Annotated in this window: 21 protein-coding genes, 1 tRNA gene and 1 pseudogene; 6 read left to right on the top strand and 17 right to left on the bottom strand. The window is 41.7% G+C overall.

Features of this window, described 5'->3' with window-relative positions:
- Positions 1–367: 367 nt before the first annotated feature.
- From BLT29_RS00575 to BLT29_RS13975, 8 genes and pseudogenes are all read right to left on the bottom strand, one after another.
- Positions 368–1,138 (bottom strand): DUF4238 domain-containing protein, encoded by a 771-nt coding sequence (locus BLT29_RS00575; RefSeq protein WP_176763718.1) that lies wholly within the window; start codon positions 1,136–1,138, stop codon positions 368–370.
- 198 nt (positions 1,139–1,336) lie between these two features.
- Complete coding sequence (locus BLT29_RS00570; protein WP_090774365.1) at positions 1,337–2,194, bottom strand: GIY-YIG nuclease family protein; 858 nt, start codon at positions 2,192–2,194, stop codon at positions 1,337–1,339.
- 449 nt (positions 2,195–2,643) lie between these two features.
- Positions 2,644–3,594: a restriction endonuclease subunit S gene (locus BLT29_RS00565; protein ID WP_090774364.1), complete on the bottom strand. Its 951-nt coding sequence runs from the start codon at positions 3,592–3,594 to the stop codon at positions 2,644–2,646.
- Entirely contained in the window at positions 3,578–5,464 is a 1,887-nt protein-coding gene (locus BLT29_RS00560; RefSeq protein ID WP_090774363.1) for an HsdM family class I SAM-dependent methyltransferase, read from the bottom strand. Before BLT29_RS00560 ends, BLT29_RS00565 begins: the two co-directional genes overlap by 17 nt.
- A 163-nt stretch (positions 5,465–5,627) precedes the next feature.
- Complete coding sequence (locus tag BLT29_RS13215; protein WP_176763717.1) at positions 5,628–5,801, bottom strand: hypothetical protein; 174 nt, start codon at positions 5,799–5,801, stop codon at positions 5,628–5,630.
- A 16-nt stretch (positions 5,802–5,817) separates the two neighbouring features.
- Positions 5,818–6,078, bottom strand: coding sequence for a hypothetical protein (locus BLT29_RS00555; protein WP_141769820.1), 261 nt, complete (start codon positions 6,076–6,078; stop codon positions 5,818–5,820).
- 63 nt (positions 6,079–6,141) lie between these two features.
- Positions 6,142–6,621 carry a hypothetical protein gene (locus BLT29_RS00550; protein WP_090774361.1) on the bottom strand — a complete coding sequence of 160 codons (480 nt, stop codon included), beginning with the start codon at positions 6,619–6,621 and terminating at the stop codon, positions 6,142–6,144.
- 200 nt (positions 6,622–6,821) lie between these two features.
- Positions 6,822–7,172 (bottom strand): annotated as a pseudogene (locus BLT29_RS13975) (amidase domain-containing protein); the annotation flags it as partial.
- Between BLT29_RS13975 and BLT29_RS13970 the strand changes: the two are divergent.
- The 3 genes from BLT29_RS13970 to BLT29_RS13960 all read left to right on the top strand — a co-directional run bounded on the left by BLT29_RS13970 (position 7,146) and on the right by BLT29_RS13960 (position 8,503).
- Positions 7,146–7,343: an Arm DNA-binding domain-containing protein gene (locus tag BLT29_RS13970; RefSeq protein ID WP_090774359.1), complete on the top strand. Its 198-nt coding sequence runs from the start codon at positions 7,146–7,148 to the stop codon at positions 7,341–7,343. The pseudogene BLT29_RS13975 and the gene BLT29_RS13970 sit on opposite strands and share 27 nt — an antisense overlap.
- 40 nt (positions 7,344–7,383) lie before the next feature.
- Positions 7,384–7,800 carry a tyrosine-type recombinase/integrase gene (locus tag BLT29_RS13965; RefSeq protein ID WP_090774358.1) on the top strand — a complete coding sequence of 139 codons (417 nt, stop codon included), beginning with the start codon at positions 7,384–7,386 and terminating at the stop codon, positions 7,798–7,800.
- A 352-nt stretch (positions 7,801–8,152) separates the two neighbouring features.
- Entirely contained in the window at positions 8,153–8,503 is a 351-nt protein-coding gene (locus tag BLT29_RS13960; RefSeq protein WP_367576272.1) for a tyrosine-type recombinase/integrase, read from the top strand.
- Between the two features lie 173 nt (positions 8,504–8,676).
- On the opposite strand, the gene BLT29_RS00525 is transcribed toward BLT29_RS13960, so the two are convergent.
- From BLT29_RS00525 to BLT29_RS00485, 9 genes are all read right to left on the bottom strand, one after another.
- Positions 8,677–8,757 (bottom strand) — tRNA-Leu (locus BLT29_RS00525).
- Positions 8,758–8,866: 109 nt separating this feature from the next.
- A complete protein-coding gene (gene ytfJ / locus BLT29_RS00520) occupies positions 8,867–9,295 on the bottom strand; it encodes a GerW family sporulation protein (RefSeq protein ID WP_090774357.1) in 429 nt (142 codons plus the stop codon).
- A 69-nt stretch (positions 9,296–9,364) separates the two neighbouring features.
- A complete protein-coding gene (locus tag BLT29_RS00515; RefSeq protein WP_090774356.1) occupies positions 9,365–10,030 on the bottom strand; it encodes a DUF2953 domain-containing protein in 666 nt (221 codons plus the stop codon).
- 101 nt (positions 10,031–10,131) lie between these two features.
- Entirely contained in the window at positions 10,132–10,686 is a 555-nt protein-coding gene (locus tag BLT29_RS00510) for an RDD family protein (protein ID WP_245700953.1), read from the bottom strand.
- A 19-nt stretch (positions 10,687–10,705) separates the two neighbouring features.
- Positions 10,706–11,713 (bottom strand): signal peptide peptidase SppA, encoded by a 1,008-nt coding sequence (gene sppA / locus BLT29_RS00505; RefSeq protein ID WP_090774355.1) that lies wholly within the window; start codon positions 11,711–11,713, stop codon positions 10,706–10,708.
- A 113-nt stretch (positions 11,714–11,826) separates the two neighbouring features.
- Entirely contained in the window at positions 11,827–12,015 is a 189-nt protein-coding gene (locus BLT29_RS00500; RefSeq protein ID WP_090774354.1) for an alpha/beta-type small acid-soluble spore protein, read from the bottom strand.
- Positions 12,016–12,128: 113 nt separating this feature from the next.
- Positions 12,129–13,331 carry a tRNA uracil 4-sulfurtransferase ThiI gene (gene thiI / locus BLT29_RS00495; RefSeq protein ID WP_090774353.1) on the bottom strand — a complete coding sequence of 401 codons (1,203 nt, stop codon included), beginning with the start codon at positions 13,329–13,331 and terminating at the stop codon, positions 12,129–12,131.
- Positions 13,328–14,473: a cysteine desulfurase family protein gene (locus tag BLT29_RS00490; protein ID WP_245700951.1), complete on the bottom strand. Its 1,146-nt coding sequence runs from the start codon at positions 14,471–14,473 to the stop codon at positions 13,328–13,330. Before BLT29_RS00490 ends, thiI begins: the two co-directional genes overlap by 4 nt.
- A 131-nt stretch (positions 14,474–14,604) precedes the next feature.
- Entirely contained in the window at positions 14,605–15,480 is an 876-nt protein-coding gene (locus tag BLT29_RS00485) for a glycine betaine ABC transporter substrate-binding protein (protein ID WP_090774352.1), read from the bottom strand.
- Between the two features lie 147 nt (positions 15,481–15,627).
- On the opposite strand from BLT29_RS00485, the gene BLT29_RS00480 reads away from it, so the two are divergent.
- From BLT29_RS00480 to gbsB, 3 genes are all read left to right on the top strand, one after another.
- Positions 15,628–16,188, top strand: a complete 561-nt coding sequence (locus BLT29_RS00480) for a GbsR/MarR family transcriptional regulator (protein WP_090774351.1) — start codon at positions 15,628–15,630, stop codon at positions 16,186–16,188.
- Between the two features lie 79 nt (positions 16,189–16,267).
- Positions 16,268–17,737: a betaine-aldehyde dehydrogenase gene (gene betB / locus BLT29_RS00475; protein ID WP_090774350.1), complete on the top strand. Its 1,470-nt coding sequence runs from the start codon at positions 16,268–16,270 to the stop codon at positions 17,735–17,737.
- 28 nt (positions 17,738–17,765) lie between these two features.
- Positions 17,766–18,974 (top strand): choline dehydrogenase, encoded by a 1,209-nt coding sequence (gbsB, locus tag BLT29_RS00470; RefSeq protein WP_090774349.1) that lies wholly within the window; start codon positions 17,766–17,768, stop codon positions 18,972–18,974.
- The last annotated feature ends 175 nt before the right edge of the window (positions 18,975–19,149 follow it).

Genomic DNA, 19,149 nt, shown 5'->3' with positions numbered 1-19,149 from the left:
ATGTGTAAAACATAAAAGGTGCATATAATAGGAGGCATTCAAAGCTTACTGCATGTTCCTCATTTGTAGGAGAAAAGTTATTCCAGGGATCTGGGAGTCGAGATAGAAAGTAAAGTTTTAACAGGGCGAGTATGTCCATTTCTCCCCGCCTTGGACACACAAATAAACGACTTCATAAAGAACCGAAGCCGTTTAATCTTAATTATTTATCTCTAAGCTGCATGTGCAAAACAGAAATGAGGTGTAACAACGAGACGTTCCAGACTTCATTTGAACTCCGCATTGTGAGATCGGTCGCAAATAAAAAAAGTCATCAAATTCTCTCACCCTTCATTTCTAATCAAAGGGGGTTATATACTTTCCTTTTTTACATCGGTCTGAAATATACATGTTGAATGCATTGTTCATATTGCGTTTGATTCACTTTCGTAATGAAACCTTCATCCTTATCACTAAGAAAAGTGAGTTTACTGTCCATATCTTTCAAATGTCTAAACATGAAGTGTTTCCTATCATAAATAGCTAACATCAGCTGTGAGTTTAAAGGGAAATGTATAATCGTTTGAGGATTTGCAATGCCATTGTCTCTCAACGATGTAGAAGTAGCAACCATGTTATATTGCACTACTGGATGATCGCTTGTCGCAAAGGGATTTTTCTTATAATTATTGTTTCGATAAACAATCCAATATCGGTCATAAATCATTTGAGCAAGCCTGCTAATTCGATATGGATCAGTAAATGTCTGCATTTCTATTTCCTTGAAAACCTTGTCTAATGTGAAATTGTGAAGATAATTCCTTTGATCTGCGTTAATATACGGCTCTAAATCATTCAATATATCCCTCATAACTTCTGGAAACATCTTAGAACTGATTTCATAATTATATGAACGAGCTTTTGGTGTTCTTGAAAGCTGCGTAATAATAATTACCGATAATGCAGAACGTATTTCTTCATCTATTACCACATCTTGATCTCTCACGAATACATTGGTGCACTTTTGTATAAGCTTGGGAAAAATTCTTCTAATCAATGGTTCAACTTGTTCTGCATAATATTTCTCCCATTCATATTTGTGAGAGAAGAATTTTAAGTAAACTTGTGGAACATAATGTTGTTTTATTGGTTTATTCATGTAAATATCGCTCCCCATACTTTTCTTTAGAATATTTGAGCACTATAACACATTAATGCAGAGCTAAAATACGAAAAAGGAAGGCCTTTTTCAATCACGGCATTCTACGAAAGATTAAATGCGAACACATGACGTTTAATTAAACAGTGACCTGGGGAATTGAATCAAATGTAGATGTACAGAAAGAATATAGCACTATTAAGTTAACTTGCTGTCTTCAACCTCCCTCAACGTCTTGCCTTCAGCAGTTTTCCAATCGACCCATCCATTTGAGTTTTTCCCGCATACGAACGAGGATGCGGATGAAGGACTCGAAAAGAGAGCATCCTCTTGTAAAATGCTGTTTTCATCGATAATCGCGGCGTGTTTCTTCCTTGCTTCTTTAGTGCCTTTGGGAACATAATCAGCCACCGTAGGACTTATATAACTACCTTTCATTACAACGAAGCCTTCATTAGTCATTTGCCCTTCCGCTTTCCCACCTTTTCCCTGACTTCGGATGAAATGAAAAGTGCTATTAGAAGTCGATCCCTCTTTTTCACGAAGCGGATCAAACGCACGATGACCGAGAGTACTAACCAGTAGCTTGACATTGGACATAAACTCTTCAAGTTCGGCCTGTTCTATCTCGGATACGACAGACTTTCTAGGAACGCTCCCATTTCTAACAGTGTATCTCTGTGCTTCTTTCATGATGGAGTACAATTGATGTTCAAGATATTTTATATGCGCTTTATTCAGGTGATCGTCTTTCGATACGAAGGCAATGGTTTCTGTCCAGTAGCCTTCATCTTTATCTTTGAAGTGATGTGTGAGCCGTGTATAAACATCTTCGCTCTCCCCAACGTAAACAGACTGTCTATTAGTCTCTTCATCAATTCCGAACAAAAAGTAGATGCCAGGCGTTCGGAGGTCGTCACGCTCGTCGCATTTTTTGAGACAGGTGCGTGGTATCTTATATGCCTTGCCCGTCCAATTCGAAAGGTCACACATCCAGCGCCCGTCAACCGAACCGTCCATATGATATAGCCGAATGATTTTCCTGAAGTTTGTCATTCATGTCACCTGCTAAGTATAATTTTTTTCTTATCGTAATACGTTTTCGTTTTCATATGTAACACTGAGAGATCTACGTAGATTCGCAACCATGCTTTTTTTGGTACAAAATCTACCTCCTGGAAGCTTTATTTTCGAAGGCAATCAACGCTTTTGTAACTGCTAAACTCAAATAGACCAATTTCGCCACATAAAAACGGACACTTTTCTACCAGAAATTAGGGGACTTGATGGATCATCAGAAACAATTAAAAAAACTCTCGCACATCACTCCTCAAAATAAAAAGCACCTACCACGCATGCCATGATGAGTACATCATACGCAATGAGGGTGCCGAAAGTCGGAAAAGTAAGTCACCATGCTCTCATGATGGGAGAAGCGGTTCCTTGAAAAATGTTCCCATTTCTCTCTCGGTCTCCGTCCACGAAGCGACATTTCCCGATTAGTTCTACAAAATATTACCTGACAAATCTAGACTCTTGATAAACCTTTCCATGTAATCCCAATCAGGAATACCTTTCCCATCTACAGGAAGTTTAATTTTTGTGGGCTTCATACGTTGTAAATGCCATTTACGTCCGTAATTATAACGGTATTTCTCTTGCCTAATTACTGTGTTAAGAAATAACGCTATATATGGATTCAACTCAAATTTAGGATATAAAGCATTAACATCATCGGAACACCAGTATGGCTCTGGTTGATAAAATGCTTCTCCAACTGACCCATTATAATTTACGGTTATAGTATTTGCTTTATGTATAGGTTCTTGTCCTACCTTTGCAGTTACACCATTGTTCTTGTCAACAGCCCCGATAAAGAGCGTGTCCCCTTCAGTCATATTTGCTTTAGTAAGACGTTTCCCCTTTTTCACATCAAATAATTCACTTAACTCAAACCAAGACCACTCACTTGTGTCTAATCTAGGCCTCTTTGATATCATTGGTTTCCTTAACTCGAATAGATCACGATGCGGAGTAATAGTTACCCATTCAGGGATTTCATTCATTGATGGGACCACCAAATCTTTGAGTGTACGGTTAGCTTCTCTTCCAAATGCACTGTATCGAAATCTATTATGCCGTATACAAATACAGTAAAAAACCTTTTCTTCAAAAATCATGTCTTGTAACGGTTTTAAAACAGCCACATTTTGTGCAGTATAGAAAGGCTTTTCTTGAACAAACGATGAAAGCGTACCGCCTAATGCAACGGTTATAAGCCCCGCCTCAAAAGGTTCAATTTCTTCTAACCTCTTAACATTGGCAGTAACACCATGATTTTGGCTTGAACGACCGACAAAGTTTACCCCTTCCTTTTCATTTTCTAGCACTTTCATCTTATTGAAATCAAATTGGTTTCCATATGTTATCTCAAACAATTCACTCAGTATCTTCATCTTCCATACCCTCTTCATCTACTGTCGTCACGTCTATTTCGTTTATCATTCGATATACAACATATTTTTTAACCTCATCTTCAAAATCTTTAGCGGATAATGTAGAATAATCCGTCTCAAGATAAGCCTCTGCACACCATTCATCATTTTGATCAACTTGTCTTTTCACCGCTAGACCGGGGATTTCATCCCTATTTCGAAATGCCTCTACCCAACTGTCCCTAATTGAAGGCCACGTTTCCTTAAGATCTATTCTTCCCCTATGCTTAGTCTTAACGAAACCATCATTTCTCCAATATCCGAACCATGTTTTTTTGTTTGAATCTTCATGAGGTACATGAGCGGTAAAGACCATAATACATGTTACAGTGCCCACTGGATAAAACAGTTCACCTGGCATTGACATTACAGCTTCTAAAGTATGGTGTTTAAGAATTTCCTCCCTGATAATATGGGGTGAAGTTGCACAGGTTATCGGTACAATAGCAACACCGGTTCCACCCTTAACAAGGCAATTTAGCATATCTCGCACGAACACAAGCTCATGTAAGTCCTCATCTGACTGAGAGTAAGGTGGATTAATCATCCCCACATCACAGTTATGTACTTTTAATGCTTTAACAATTGCAGGTTCAAAACAACTACCTTGATATAAATTTGCTTTACCATCCCCACGTAATATCATATTTGAAGCAGCCAAGGCATACATACTTGGTTGTTGCTCAACACCTACTAGACATCCCGATTTTATTTTTTCTTTTTCAGCTTCGGTAATGGCAAGTTTCATCATGGCATTCATAGAAGAAACTAGGAATCCACCTGTTCCACAGCAAAAATCTAATACTCTGCTGTCCTTTTTAAGATTTGCTATCAATGTAAATAGCTCAGAAATATGCCTTGGAGTCAAGACTATTCCCAGTGCCTTTTTGTCACCACCAGTATATTTAAGGAATTCCCCGTAAAACTGTCCAACTACATCAAAATCATGATAGACACTTATAAAGGGCCATACCTTTTCATTTAGCATCTTAATCAATTCATGTAAGACGCCTTTTGGATAAGCTTTAGTAGCCTTTCCTAGTTCAGGGTGAACAGCTATTGATGAATAGGGCTGTGTCATATTATTCCTTTTTGAGTTCGGAATGTTAGCTTTATTAATTTCTTCTGTAATAAAGTGTAACCACTGTCTTTGTAATTGTTCTGGGTCATATTCATCAAAACTCTTAGCAAATGCACTATTATATAATGCTATTAGCGTCCCACTAACCAATAACGGCTTTTCATTTTCGGTAAGTTTAGCATGGTCACGCATAAACTCATGAAGAGTACGAGAAAACGCCATTAACTCATTAAATCTCATTCTTTGCACATCGGGATCAAATGTCCCATGCTCAATATAATCATTCCAAGGAATAATTTGTTTTATTGGTCTATTAGCCTTTGTAATTAATTCCTTAGGGCTATCTCCACCCTTTGTATGTATAAATGTAGACACTTTTAAACTAGCGTCAGTTTGACCGCTTACTGCTACCGCAATTACGTTATATTCTTTTGAAAGTTTTTCTGCGTAGTGAAGCGTTCCATCGACAGCGTATTTTACTGGTTCATCTCTATTAGGACTTTCATGATCTTGAACCTTAGCTTTACATTCGATTACAACTAGAAAGTCAGGCGCTTTTACAGAGGAAATAATAAACTCTGGCGATCCTATTCCGCCTTTTCCAGATTTACTGGCGCCCTTAAGTAGTTTTTTTACAGATTGAATTTCACTTTTTTGTTCCTCTACACGGATATCATTATCTGGACTATAATAATCAAATTTTCGAAGATAATCCCGTACTAAATTCTCTGTTATTCGCTCGTTAGACATAATGTCCTCCTTAATCCTTAAATACATAGTTTAATAAAGCTTCATCATCCGCAAATTGACCTATAGTGATTATTTTATCAGAAAATCAACCTATACGTCAATAAACTACCAACCTAAAAGTATGTGTCAAGAATTTCTCGAGCCCCTTAAAAGGCCAATAGTTTCACCACTCTACAATTTTGCTTGACCGGGTCACATTCACCTCAACTGTGAAATCAAAATCACTGTCATCATTCACATAACCTGAAACCACGAAGTGCCCTTTTATTCTAGCATAAACGACCTCTGTTACTTCAACACTTTCTACCCCAACAAATTCATTGTTAACCGTGTTCATCGCTATTTCTGCGCTTTTATTTGAAGCCCATTCTTTGGTAAATATAACTCGCGCCACATCCCACGATAGACAGCAAGGCCACTGCCAACAACCACCTGCTCTTATTTCTCACAAATGGCAATACGCCACCGAGCACAAGAGAGCCTATAATGAGCGGGAGGTATATGCCTGTGAATTCCCACAATAAAATCAGCGCCACTGGCAAGGCCCCTGTTGCTAACCCGATCACAAGTAAAATGATCAAAATTATCAATGCGCATTTCTTTCCTTTGCTCACCATCATCACCTCTAAGAAAATAACCTCGCCCAAAAGGGCGAGGCTTGTGTACGAATCAAAAAGTTATGAGTCCTCTAAGTTGTCTAACACTGGAACGACAAAAAATCGCTTTTTGGGAAACAATTCAATTGTGTCTTCATGCTCCCCTTGCCCGTTGTCCCAGCGAACCTTTAATTTCACACTCATCTCATTTTTGAAAATTAGCCCTGCACTGGTCAAATACGTAAGTTTGTTATTACTCTCCTTCATCCGGCTTTCTTCGGGGGATCTGCCTTCCTCAAGATAATCAATCTCATGCGTGATTTCGCCATCTTCAATAAGCTCAATTCCAAGTAGACGAACCTCCTCCTTTTTCATCCAATATAACGTTCCAGCCCACTCTCCCTTTGGAGAGCCCATATCCCTGTTGTAATCCACTTTCCACATGTCATCATCGGAAAATCCAACCCATTTTGGAGATTGATTAATAGAATAAACCATCCAAATAACAACAAAAGCAACAACTACCCCCAGAAAATAAACAATCCCTTTATTACGTGTCATCGCAGGCTCCTTAAGGTTGATTTCAAATCACAATCATCGAATTTTAATAACCCTATAGCTTTTAAAAGACCCTTTTTTTACGCGGTCTTTAAATTTATGGTTGGAGTAATTAGCCGTATTCGAAAAAACATATACTTCACCTTTGTATTTTCGGTTTACAATAACAGAATGAAACCATCCATTATTATTTTGAAATTGAATCACATCTCCCACACTTGCGTGTTTTCAATTGTTTTTACACTGGAACTTGTCGTTGACTTCATCTTCCTTGTCTTCGTCCAGTAAGTGTAGAAATCAACAACTCTTATCCAGGACGTAGAAACCTTGTCGCGCATATAACAGCTATTTGCGCTAACACCACAATCAGTGTAGTTATCATTATACCAATAATTAGTAGTTTTTGTGACGCCTCTTTTCACACTTTTTGGCTTTATTTCCCCTTTTCCACCTGCATTTACAGCTTGAGAGACAAAATTAGTACAATTTTTATTGTACACTTGAAAGGAAGAGTTAGGCTTTTTCCCATGTTTCACCGCATAATCTGCCGCTTTCCAAGGGCTATAAGGTTAAAACACAAAAATTGCCAGTATCGGATTTCCTGCACAGTAGATGGAACACGATCACAGATAATTAAAAGCGGCTTTAAGACAAAGACGGATGCCGAAAGGGCCGCTTTTGAGGTCGAAAAGCAACTTAAAAGAAATTCAACATTAGAAATTTGATCAAGACGATAATCCTGAAAGAAGGATAAGGTGAGAAAAAATGGCCACATTTTATAAAAGAGGGAAAACATGGCAGTATCATATCAGTCGGATGGTAAACGGGAAACAGGATCCAATTAGACAGGGTGGGTTTAGAACAAAAGCAGAGGCAGAAGCCGCAGCGCTCGAAGTAGAGTCCAAACTGAAATTAAAAGGCATTACCCCACATTTAAAACTTGAGCCTTTTGACTCTTATTTCCAAGACTGGTTTGATATATATAAAGCTCCAGCAATAACTAAAAGCACAAAAGAACATTACCATTACACTCTCAAAGCAATCAAAGATCATTTTGGAAGCCACCCTATTCAACACATCCGGAAACGCGACTATCAGAAATTTCTAAATAAATATGGCTCTACTCGGTCGAAAGAAACCGTCGAAAAAGTCCACATCCATATTCGAGCCTGTGTTCAATAGGCTATTGATGAAGGCATCATACAAACCGATTTCACGCGCAAAGTTGTATTAGCAGCAGCTGTTCCTGCAAAAAAACCGAGCGAAAAACACTTAAATTACTCTGAAAGTCAAACTTTACTGTGCGAATTATATAAGCGCTTAGATCAAGGACTTGGATATTACTTAATACTACTTGCATTAACTTCAGGGTTGCGTTTCGGTGAGTTAGTCGGCTTGACTAGAAAGGACTTCGACTTTACCAAAAACAAAATCACCATCAACAACGTGGGGATACCTGGAGAAAATGCACAAGGGCTTCGGACCAACTAAGAATATTCAATCGGAGCGAGTCATCCTTATAGATAGCAAAACGATGCAGACGTTTAAAAAGCTATTCCAAACAACTCCAACTAATATTCATCAGCTAGTCTTCTACAGCCCTAAATCAAAGTATAAAGTAATTAGCAACGGAAATGCCAACAAACTGCTCAGAAAAATCCTGAGTGATTTTGGTATAAACCCCATTAGTTTTCACGGGCTACGACACACACACGCCAGCATTTTGCTCTACAAAAAAATATCCATTTATTATGTGAGCGAACGTTTAGGACACAAAGATATAGAGACCACCCTCAAATATTACGCCCACATCATTCGAGAATTGAGAGAAGCTGATGAGCAAGGAACCGCTCAAACTTTTGAAGAGATGCGCCGATACAGCTAAGTCCATGTGTAAAATTGGTGTAAAAAGTTTTTAAATCCAGGGTTAATCTGTCTCAACCTGCCCAGTAATTTGCGCCAACAAAAAATGCCCGCAAACGCCTATATATCTAGGGTTTGGGGCATTTCTTATTGGCTCTTTAATTCAACCTAAAGTGAACTAAAATAGCCTAAATATACCGGTGGTCGGGGTCGAACCGACACTCCAAAGGAACACGATTTTGAGTCGTGCGCGTCTGCCAATTCCGCCACACCGGCACTGTACGCCTTGCTGTACTCGCAAAGAGCACTTTCGACATGAATAAATATATCATGCCTTAAGGCGCACGTCAACCATTTTTTCTAATTGCTTTCTTTCCTCATACGATTAAATTGGGGGCTGTCCACTTTCTTGTTTTGTTTCACATGCATCATGATCACACTTTAGCATGCGTTGGATTTTCTCACATGCTTGTGGCGCTAAGTCCAGTAACTTTTCATACAAATGGGTGGATCCATCTAAATGTACCATCTTCACCCCGTGACTGTTTACGACCAAAAAAGCAATAGGCGTAATTGACACCCCGCCGCCACTTCCACCACCAAACGGGTGATGTTGACCTTCTTCTCCCTCTTTTCCTTCTATATAAAATTCACTTCCTCCTGCTGCAAAACCGAATCCTACTTTTGAGACTGGCATAATTACACTGCCATCTGGTGTCTCCACTGGGTCGCCAACAATCGTATTGACGTCGACCATTGCTTTAATATTTTCCATCGCCGTTCTCATTAGTCCTTCAATTGGATGATTAGACATCATGATCTCTCCTTCTGATTTTCACATCAATACAGGAAGTAGAGATAACCCCCTACTTCTGCCGACGATCTATCCGGTTTGATATGAATCATTTGATGACTGTGCATGCGCCTTTCGTGCACGTATCAATTTGATTCCTGTACGTATAGCGTGTCCGAGGCGAAAGGAGACTATGCATGAAAATGATACAGCCCACCCTGCCGCCTGATAATGGGGAACGACGATCAAATTCGGTGGTTTTTGCCATTTTAATTTTGTCCCGAGATAACCACATAAACTTCCCTTCACTCCCCAAAGTAAACCAGCAATCTTCGCCGCGCTTGCTGCATCACCTGTGCCTAATTCTGTACGCCATGAAAATGATTGGACTGTCACATGAGCTAAAAAAGCATATACTTTTCCTTTTAAATCAACTACTTGCTTAAGCATCCTACGGCTATCGCGCCAAAAATGAATCATTGTATGCCATGTCCACTTTTTCTTCTCTGTCTTATCTGCACCAGCAGACTCGGATTCTTCTGTAAACGTGACTGACTGCTGTACCTCGTTAAAATGAATCATTGGTGTCTCGAATTTATATATTGTGAAGCGCCATAACTGCACTTTTAACTGTAATAAATCATCTTTGGCCACATGCCGATATGTACAAGTAATCACGATGCGAGACAAACAAAGCATCACGATGAATATGGTCACGATCCCCACAATAAGTACAGTCCAATACCATGCATTCACGCCGTATCACCCTTCCTACTCCACATGTAGCGTATGCATTTATAAAAAAAATAAACGAACCATGAACAATTGGTTCGTTTATCTCTCTAAACACTTCTTAATCAACATCTTAGAGAATCGCAAAAAACAACACATGTATCTGCAAAGAAGTCGTGAATCCCTTGCTTTTTCGGTGTAAAAGCGACAACCAAATACATGATATAGAGCAACGCAAACGATTGTTGAATGAGACGCCCCATTCCTTCACGAAAAAATACGTCTCCCCATGTTAGTGCGTGTCCATTTGTACGAATGACGCGTAAACCGAACAACATCTTTCCTAACGTCTGACCGCACCACTTTGTCATCAGCGCAAAATAAGCAAAAGTGACCAGTCCATAGACGATCGCTGCTATAAATGAGTACATCCCCCAGCCATTAGAAACAAAAGCAGCTGGCGTCAACCACGTTCCTATTATCGCACCACTCAATGCGGATAAAATCATTGTATCAAATAAGAACGCCCATAGACGCATCCAAAAACCAGCGTAACGCACTGTTTGCATAACCTCTACAGTACCTTGCTCCTGATCATACGATGCAGGTACCGTATGCCCCCGCAAACGTCGATGCGTCGCTAAACGTCGATGAGAGAGTTTTTGTACACTATGGTCCATACCTATTTCCCCCTTCATGCTAACGTGTTACCTCTGGATGATGCAAAAGATAAAAAGCACGCGGATAACGATCATCAAAAACGCCTTCTAACACTTGTTGGTCTAAATTGTTATTAAAAATACGCGGTGCTTTGACGCCAAATAAGCTACCAAATCCATAGGTTTGGTTATAAGCAAATACTTGATATGCACCGATATCTTCTCGCATTTGCTCGATGGTATCATCAAGTGAACCCAATTCGTCTACAAGCCCTACTTCCACTGCTTGCTTGCCAGTATATATTCGACCGTCACTAAGCGATCGCGCCTGCTCCACAGAGAAGTCGCGTCCTTCTGCAACAACACGAACAAATTCCTCATAGTACTCGTCCACAATTGTCTGTAAAATGTCATCATCTGCTTCTGTAGCAGGGCGTGTTGGTGACATGATATCTTTATGCTCGCCACTCTTATAAACTTTTTCCTCAATGCCAAGTTCATCTAGCAAGCCACTTACATTCATCGTGCTCATAATGACACCGATTGACCCAGTAATTGTTTGTGGATAGGCAAAAATTTTATCCGCTGATGCAGCTAAGTAATATCCGCCAGAAGCAGTCGTATTCCCCATAGATATGTAAACTGGCTTATCATATTGTTCCTGTGCCTTTGTGATCGCGGTATGGATCTCAGCACTTTCTAACACACCACCACCTGGTGTATCAACAGAGACTAAAATACCCTTCACGTCATTGTCTTCCATCGCATCGTCTAACATGTTTAAAAACATCTTATGATCATACGTTGTTCCACCAAAAAAAGTCTCTTCTGTATCGAGAATAGTTCCCTTTACTTCAAGTAAAGCAATATGCCCCGTCATCTTCCCGTCACGTACAACCTCTTTTTCATACTCATCAAGCAGACCCCCTCCTGCCTCATCTGTAGATGAGAAAGCAAATTTTGTTATGAGCGAAATGAGTAAAATAAATACGCCCAAACCAAGAGCGACCCAACGTCTTGCTTGCATGACAACACAACCTTTCTCCATTAATCACTTCATCCATTATCGTACCACAAACATCTCTATGTATGAAACCGTTCCCCCAAATGAACATACAAAAGGACAAGGGAGACCTTGTCCTTCAGTCATGCTTTATATCATTATTTGTGATACCCACCAAGTTGCTGCTCTGCTGCTGCAACAAGGCGCTTCGTGATTTCTCCACCTACAGACCCGTTCGCACGAGAAGTTGAATCAGGACCAAGTGTTACACCGAATTCAGAAGCGATTTCATACTTCATTTGATCAATAGCTTGTTGCGCACCAGGTGTTACTAAGCTGTTTGCCATGTGTCTCACCTCCTTCGGTACTACTAGAATGCGCGAAAGTGAGAAGAACATACACAAAAAAACTTGGTAAATTTTTATAAAAAACGAAACATGCCGGACGTATTTATAGAGGCTTAAAATAGCTGTTCAATTTCATTTTTAGCTGTACGAGTCGCAATCGTTAGTCGCTCAGTTTCTGCCACTGCTGCGTTACACTTTTCTTCAACCTCGACATGTTGTTCATATCTTGCAGCGTTCGTACGCTTTGGCTTTGTTTTTGAATCAGAAGGGAGAAAGATTGTGCAACAATCTTCAAACGGCAAGATAGATGTTTCATACGTACCTATTTGTTTTGCTTTCCCGATGACAACTTCTTTATCCATTGCTAAAAGTGGGCGAAGAACAGGTACATTTGTCACTTCATTAATCGTGTGCATGCTTGCCAATGTTTGAGAAGCAACTTGTCCTAAACTTTCTCCATTTGAGATCGCTAAAATCCCACGCTCAATGGCAATTTTCTCGGCAATACGTAGCATCATTCGTCGCATGATCGTCATTTCATAACTACTAGGGACTTTTTGGTGAATATGCGTTTGGATATCGGTAAAAGGGACAAGATGGACGGTCATTTCACCCCCGTATTTCGTTAAAATCCGGACGAGGTCAAGTACCTTTTGCTTGGCTCGTTCATTCGTATATGGCGGGCTGTGAAAATGAATCATCTCCAGCTCCGCACCGCGCTGCATCAGTAAATGTGCGGCAACTGGCGAATCAATCCCACCTGAGAGCATATGCAAAACCTTCCCACTTGAACCAAGAGGTAACCCTTTCGCTCCTGCAAATGCACCTGACGTAATGTATGTGCCCGATTCCCGTACTTCAACGTTAATATTTGCATCCGGGGTATGAACATTGACCGCAATCGCCCCATCTTTTGCTTTTAGCACATAGCCACCAACAAGATGATTGAGCGTTTGCGAATCAGTCGGAAAAGGCTTGTACGCTCGGCGCGCACTAATTTTAAATGTCTTTGCTTCGGGATGCTGATTTAACATAAAGAGCGCACCACGTTGCATCGCTTCTACGTCATTTTCTACGCGAAGCGCCAAACTGTAGGAATGAATCCCGAATACAGGTGCTAACGCTTCAACTACAGGCTCGTGCGCAACACCGTTCAGTTCGACGACAATACGTCCAAACGTTCGGCGCGCTTTGACGCCTTCGCAGTGAGCCAACGCTCGGCGAATGTTGGCTAATAACAATTTTTCAAATGAACCGCGATTTTTTCCTTTTAACGCAAGCTCACCGTAACGAATTAAAATATGATCTATATTCATGAAATCACCTCTATTAATTGCGGAATGACTCTTTTACAGACCGCTATACACGTCTGGATGTCTTCTGTCGTCGTTTCATATGAGAAACTGAATCGGATCGCACTATTCGCACGGTCAAGTGGAAAGCCAGCCCCTAACAAAACGCGACTCGGTTTCCCTGTCTTCGTGGAGCACGCCGATTGTGTCGACACATAAATACCTTCCTGACCTAGCGCTTGAACGAGCACTTCCGCTTTGATTCCCGGTACAGAAACATTCAAAATGTGCGGTGCAGCCCCAGTCATCGGGGTATTACGCACAATACCAGAAATGGGTTCTAACCCTTCCCATAACATTTGCTGAAGCATTTGCAAATGCCCTTCTTCGACGCGACGACGTGCTTCTGTTTGCCAAATTGCTTTGGCAAATGCTGCTGCACCGGCGACATTTTCTGTACCTGGACGCAAGCGCTGTTCTTGCGATCCCCCATAATATAGGGCACGCAACCATTTGCGATTACGGACAAATAATGCGCCTGTCCCTTTTAATCCGTGCACTTTATGAGCGGAAATCGTAAGGAAATCAATATTTACTAACGAGAACGCAACTTTGGTCAAACTTTGTACGGCATCAACATGGTACCGAATCGTTGGATAACGCGCCAACATTGCCCCGATCTTAGCAATTGGTTGCACGGAACCAAGCTCACCTTGCACATGACCGATCGTCACAAGTACGGTTTCCGGTCGAATTGCTTGTTCAATCGCCTCAACTGTCATGTGCCCATCGGCATTTGGTGCAATGTACGTGACGTGCACACCTGTCGCTTCTAATTGCTTTAATGACTCATAAACAGACGCATGTTCCATCGTTGTCGCAATGATATGAGCCTGTTCTTGCTGCTTCGCCTGAACGACACCATGAATAACGAGACCGTTTGCCTCGGTCCCTCCTGATGTAAATAATAATTCATCCGGCTGACAGAGCAAATACGCGGCTACTCGCTCACGCGCATGTGTCAGTACACGCTCCGCCTCCATCCCTAACGTATGCAATGAAGAGGGATTGCCAAAGTATTCCCTCGCAATTTTCGTATATAAAGAGAGCACTTCCTCGTAAGGACGTGTCGTCGCGCTATTATCTAAATAAATCATCTGTTCCATTGCGATCCTTCTTTCCTACAAACTCATCTTGCCTATCATAGCATATTTGCTTACTTAGTGAAAATACAGTTTCATGTCAAAAAGATCCAACTGGACACGAAAAAACGCCCTACAAAAGGACGTTTAGAGAATTATGCTGCGCTTTCTTTTATACCTACCAACCATTCATCAACACGCGCTTGATTGTCGTTCACCCATTTCTTTGCTGCTTCTTCCGGCGTGAGTCCGTCTTCTTCCATGAGCAACATCACTTCATTCATTTCTTCCGGTGTCCAATAAAATTGATCAAGCACTTTGTAGCTAATCGGGGCATCTTCTTTCAACCCGTGACGCACCATCGTGCGAATTTCCCCATTTGCTTCATAAATACCTTTTGGGTCCTCTAAAAATTTCAAGTCATACGACTGGAATTTCCAGTGCGGCTGCCAAGCCGTAATAACAATTGGTTCTTCTTTTTGATAATCGCTATCAAGTTGTGCTGTCATCATCGCATCTGTACTGGCAATGAGCGTTATTCCTTCTAACCCATATGCCTCCACCACTTCTTCTGTTGTCGTCATAATTCCCGCGCCGGCGTCAATGCCGGTAATTTCAGTAACAACATCCGAATGTAAATCTGCGATGCTTTCGATATCCATATATGCTGGGACAGCTAATCCTGTCTTTGCTCCTTCAAGATTTGCACCTAAATCCTCCACTTTATCCCCATACGTCTCATAATCACTCTTCATATCATTGGGCAACCAAGCTGCCACAAACCCATCTGCTTTCCCTTCAGCTACACTCGACCACATGATGCCTTGTTCCACGGTTGTTAAAGTGACATCCACACCTGCTTGTTCAAGTGCTTCTTTTATAACATGATTTGAGGCAACCTCTGACTCCCATGCTACATACACAAGCTCAATCGCTTCTTTTTCCTCTCCGTCCGTTTTTTCTGCCGCATTGCAACCAGTAACAAATAGCACACTGCTTGCAGCAATGATCGCTGTCCACTTTTTATTCATTGTTTCCCCTCCGTATATGCAAATAATTTTAAACAAGTTAAATCTATGCAGCACCCATCCTAACATACTGATCCACAATGTCAACTATTGCGCTTCCTTGATAGACACGCTATACTAACGCTAATATGACGGGCAGGAGGAATATTGGTGAATAACAAGGAAATAGCACAACAATCACTAGCAAAAGCACATGCACATATTAAAGACGGGATTGCTGATACGATGGATATTTACGGTGTAAACCGCTCCATCGGTCAGTTGTATGCTACCCTTTATTTACATGATGGACCAATGACACTTGATCAATTACGAGACGAATTAGGCATGAGCAAAGGCAGCATGAGCCTTGGTGTCCGCAAACTGCTGGAAGAAAAGTTGATTCATCGTGTTTATCGAAAAGGCGAACGAAAAGACTTATACGAAGCAGAAAAAGATTTTTTCCACTTTTTTACGACATTCTTTACCCGGCGGTGGGAACGCGAACGCGCTGTCAATGTTGAAGCAATTCATGCAGCAATTCCTGAGTACGAAGCCTTAATGACTGATTCAAACACCCCGCTTGACGTACAACAAGAAGCTGAACGCACATTAAAAACGATCACTGCTTCTCTTGCTTATTATGAATTCCTCGACCTACTTGTTGAGCAATTTCGTCACGGTCAATTAGCTGAGGAATTGCTTTCACGCTTCCCAAAAAAGGGGATTTGACACATCCCCCTTGCCGTGTTAAGATGATTTACATACTATTTGTTTAATATGTATTAAACGTATCGAAAGGGTGGAGTTTATGCAACTTTCTATGTACATTAATGGCGCATGGGTTGAAGCAAGCAACCATGCCACACGCACAATCATCAACCCATTTGACCAGTCACAGGTCGCAACTGCTGCCGAAGGATCAAAAATGGATAGTGACAAAGCGATTGCCGCAGCAAGAAAAGCATTCGACGATGGTGAGTGGGCAAATACGCCTGCGAACGAACGGGGCGAAAAAGTCCGTCTCATCGGCGAAAAAGTGAAAGAACATGCCGAGGAACTTGCGCGCCTTGAAACGTTAGACACAGGAAAAACAATTGAAGAAAGTCGTGCCGACATGGCTGATATTGCGAATGTCTTCTTTTATTTTGCTGGACTTGCCGATAAAGATGGTGGCGAACTTATTCCAAGCCCGATACCGAATTCGATCAGCAAAGTTGTTCGCGAACCGATCGGCGTATGCTCGTTAATTACACCGTGGAATTATCCACTCTTACAAGCCGCTTGGAAACTCGCACCGGCCCTTGCAGCAGGAAACACACTCGTCATTAAACCAAGTGAAATCACACCCCTGACGACAGTAAAGATCTTCGAATTTTTTGATGAGATCGGATTTCCAAAAGGGGTCGTCAATCTCGTTCTTGGAAACGGAAAAGACGTCGGTGCCCCACTTGCAGAAAGCACTGATGTCGACCTTGTCTCCTTCACAGGTGGGATTGAGACTGGAAAAACGATCATGCAAGCGGCAAGCAGTAATGTGAAGAAAATCGCACTCGAACTCGGTGGTAAAAATCCGAACATTATATTTGCTGACAGTGACTTTGACACCGCTGTTGATCAGGCATTAAACGCTGTCTTCTTCCATGCTGGACAAGTGTGTTCTGCTGGCTCTCGTTTGCTTGTGGAAGCGTCATTGCACGACAAATTTGTGACCGCACTCGTGGAACGCGCGAAAAACATTAAACTTGGCAATGGCTTTGACGAAGGCACGCAATCAGGTCCACTTATTTCTGCTGAACACCGCGCAAAAGTTGAATCTTACATTGCGATCGGCAAACAAGAAGGCGCAACCGTTGTACTCGGTGGTAAACGCCCAGACGATCCGGCTTTACAAGATGGTTTCTTCTTAGAACCAACCATTTTCACTGGCTGTACAAATGACATGCGCATTGTTCAAGAAGAAATCTTTGGCCCTGTGTTAACGATCGAGACATTCGAAACAACAGAAGAAGCGATTGTAAAAGCAAATGACACGATTTACGGCCTCGCTGGAGCGGTCTTCTCAACAAATATTGAGAAAGCGGAGTTTGTCGCAAGCCGTCTGCGTATGGGCACAGTGTGGATTAACGATTTCCATCCTTATTTCGCGCAAGCGCCATGGGGTGGCTACAAACAATCTGGATTCGGTCGCGAGCTTGGCAAGATTGGCCTTGAAGAGTATACCGAAGTAAAACACATTTTCCGTAATACGAACCCACAACCAGTTGGCTGGTTCGGCTAATATACACATAAATAAGGGAGAGATACAAATGGCAATGCATATGAAAGTAGAATCAATGTTAGGTTATCATACATTTGAAGTACCAACGGCAATTAAACACGGAATTGATTCCATCCGTCATTTAGGTGCGGAAGTGAAGGCATTACAATCTACAAAAGTGTTACTCGTGACCGATCCTGGCATTTACAACGCCGGTGTTACTGCACCCGTTGAAGCAAGCTTAAAAGAAGCAGGTATCGAGATCGTTCTATTCAACAAAGTCGAGCCAAACCCACCGACACGCCTTGTCGCAAAAGGTTCTGCGCTCTATAAAGAAACAGGTTGTGATGGTCTTGTTGCCGTTGGTGGTGGTTCATCAATGGATACAGCGAAGGCGATTGGCGTTGAAGTCACACATGAAGGCACTGTCTTAGATTACGAAGCAGCTGAAGGAAAGAAGCCGCTTGAAAACCGGATTCCAACACTTGTGACGATCCCAACAACAGCCGGGACAGGTTCTGAAGTGACACAGTGGGCGGTCATCACGGATGAAGCGCGTGAATACAAGTTCAACACAGGTGGACCGCTAATTGCAGCACACTTGACAATCATTGATCCAAAATTACACACGTCCATGCCTCCTCACGTGACGGCAATGACAGGGATTGATGCAATTGCGCACGCAGTCGAGTGTTATACAATGAAATATGCTCAACCAGTGACAGATGCCGTTGCGTTACTTGCGATTGAATATGCAGCTACTTACATTCGCCGCGCATTCGCTGATGGGGCTGACCTTGAAGCACGTTACGGCATGGCACAATCGGCAATGCTTGCTGGTCTTTCTTACGGCAGTGAGTCTGCTGGCGCTGCACATGCGATGAGTCAATCACTCGGTGGCATGGTACCTGTTGCCCACGGGCAATGTGTTGCTGCGATGATGGGACCAGTCATGGAATTTAACTGGAAAGGTGCACCAGAGCGCTTCGCCCGTATTGCGCAAGCATTTGGCATTCGCACCGATCACATGACAACGGAAGAAGCGGCAAAAGCAGCGGTCCGTTATATGTATGACTTAGTTGAGGAACTCGAAATCCCGTCCCTCGAAGCACAAGGTGTTGATCCTAATCAAGTTGATCGCTGGGCGACAGAAGCGTATAAAGATCCACAAACGATCGGGAACCCGCGCGACTTATCATTAGAAGACTATAAATGGCTTTATAAGCGTTGCTTTAATTTAGTGCCGCGCACAGTATAATTACGTAATCAAAACATGCTGATGAGACGTTTGAACGTTTCGTCAGCATGTTTATTTTTTCTGCTCCATGGTATAAAATCCCATTTTATTTTAGATTAATATTTTTTGTTGCAACTGTATCATGGGCATGATACAATGGTTTTCATCGCAACTGTATTATGTGTGTGATACATCT

It is taken from the genome of Shouchella lonarensis, assembly GCF_900096965.1.
GTDB lineage: Bacteria > Bacillota > Bacilli > Bacillales > Bacillaceae_D > Shouchella > Shouchella lonarensis.
The sequence above is the reverse complement of the archived record's forward strand: the minus strand, read 5'-3'. Positions and strand labels throughout refer to the sequence as shown.

Excerpts from the sequence above, each read along its gene's own strand:
- BLT29_RS00575 (WP_176763718.1), bottom strand. The coding sequence starts at position 1,138 with ATGAATAAACCAATAAAACAACATTATGTTCCACAAGTTTACTTAAAA.
- BLT29_RS00570 (WP_090774365.1), bottom strand. The coding sequence starts at position 2,194 with ATGACAAACTTCAGGAAAATCATTCGGCTATATCATATGGACGGTTCG.
- BLT29_RS00565 (WP_090774364.1), bottom strand. The coding sequence starts at position 3,594 with ATGAAGATACTGAGTGAATTGTTTGAGATAACATATGGAAACCAATTT.
- BLT29_RS00560 (WP_090774363.1), bottom strand. The coding sequence starts at position 5,464 with ATGTCTAACGAGCGAATAACAGAGAATTTAGTACGGGATTATCTTCGA.
- BLT29_RS13215 (WP_176763717.1), bottom strand. The coding sequence starts at position 5,801 with ATGAACACGGTTAACAATGAATTTGTTGGGGTAGAAAGTGTTGAAGTA.
- BLT29_RS00550 (WP_090774361.1), bottom strand. The coding sequence starts at position 6,621 with ATGACACGTAATAAAGGGATTGTTTATTTTCTGGGGGTAGTTGTTGCT.
- BLT29_RS13970 (WP_090774359.1), top strand. The coding sequence starts at position 7,146 with ATGTTTCACCGCATAATCTGCCGCTTTCCAAGGGCTATAAGGTTAAAA.
- BLT29_RS13965 (WP_090774358.1), top strand. The coding sequence starts at position 7,384 with ATGGCCACATTTTATAAAAGAGGGAAAACATGGCAGTATCATATCAGT.
- BLT29_RS13960 (WP_367576272.1), top strand. The coding sequence starts at position 8,153 with ATGCAGACGTTTAAAAAGCTATTCCAAACAACTCCAACTAATATTCAT.
- ytfJ (WP_090774357.1), bottom strand. The coding sequence starts at position 9,295 with ATGTCTAATCATCCAATTGAAGGACTAATGAGAACGGCGATGGAAAAT.
- BLT29_RS00510 (WP_245700953.1), bottom strand. The coding sequence starts at position 10,686 with ATGGACCATAGTGTACAAAAACTCTCTCATCGACGTTTAGCGACGCAT.
- sppA (WP_090774355.1), bottom strand. The coding sequence starts at position 11,713 with ATGGAGAAAGGTTGTGTTGTCATGCAAGCAAGACGTTGGGTCGCTCTT.
- BLT29_RS00500 (WP_090774354.1), bottom strand. The coding sequence starts at position 12,015 with ATGGCAAACAGCTTAGTAACACCTGGTGCGCAACAAGCTATTGATCAA.
- thiI (WP_090774353.1), bottom strand. The coding sequence starts at position 13,331 with ATGAATATAGATCATATTTTAATTCGTTACGGTGAGCTTGCGTTAAAA.
- BLT29_RS00490 (WP_245700951.1), bottom strand. The coding sequence starts at position 14,473 with ATGGAACAGATGATTTATTTAGATAATAGCGCGACGACACGTCCTTAC.
- BLT29_RS00485 (WP_090774352.1), bottom strand. The coding sequence starts at position 15,480 with ATGAATAAAAAGTGGACAGCGATCATTGCTGCAAGCAGTGTGCTATTT.
- betB (WP_090774350.1), top strand. The coding sequence starts at position 16,268 with ATGCAACTTTCTATGTACATTAATGGCGCATGGGTTGAAGCAAGCAAC.
- gbsB (WP_090774349.1), top strand. The coding sequence starts at position 17,766 with ATGGCAATGCATATGAAAGTAGAATCAATGTTAGGTTATCATACATTT.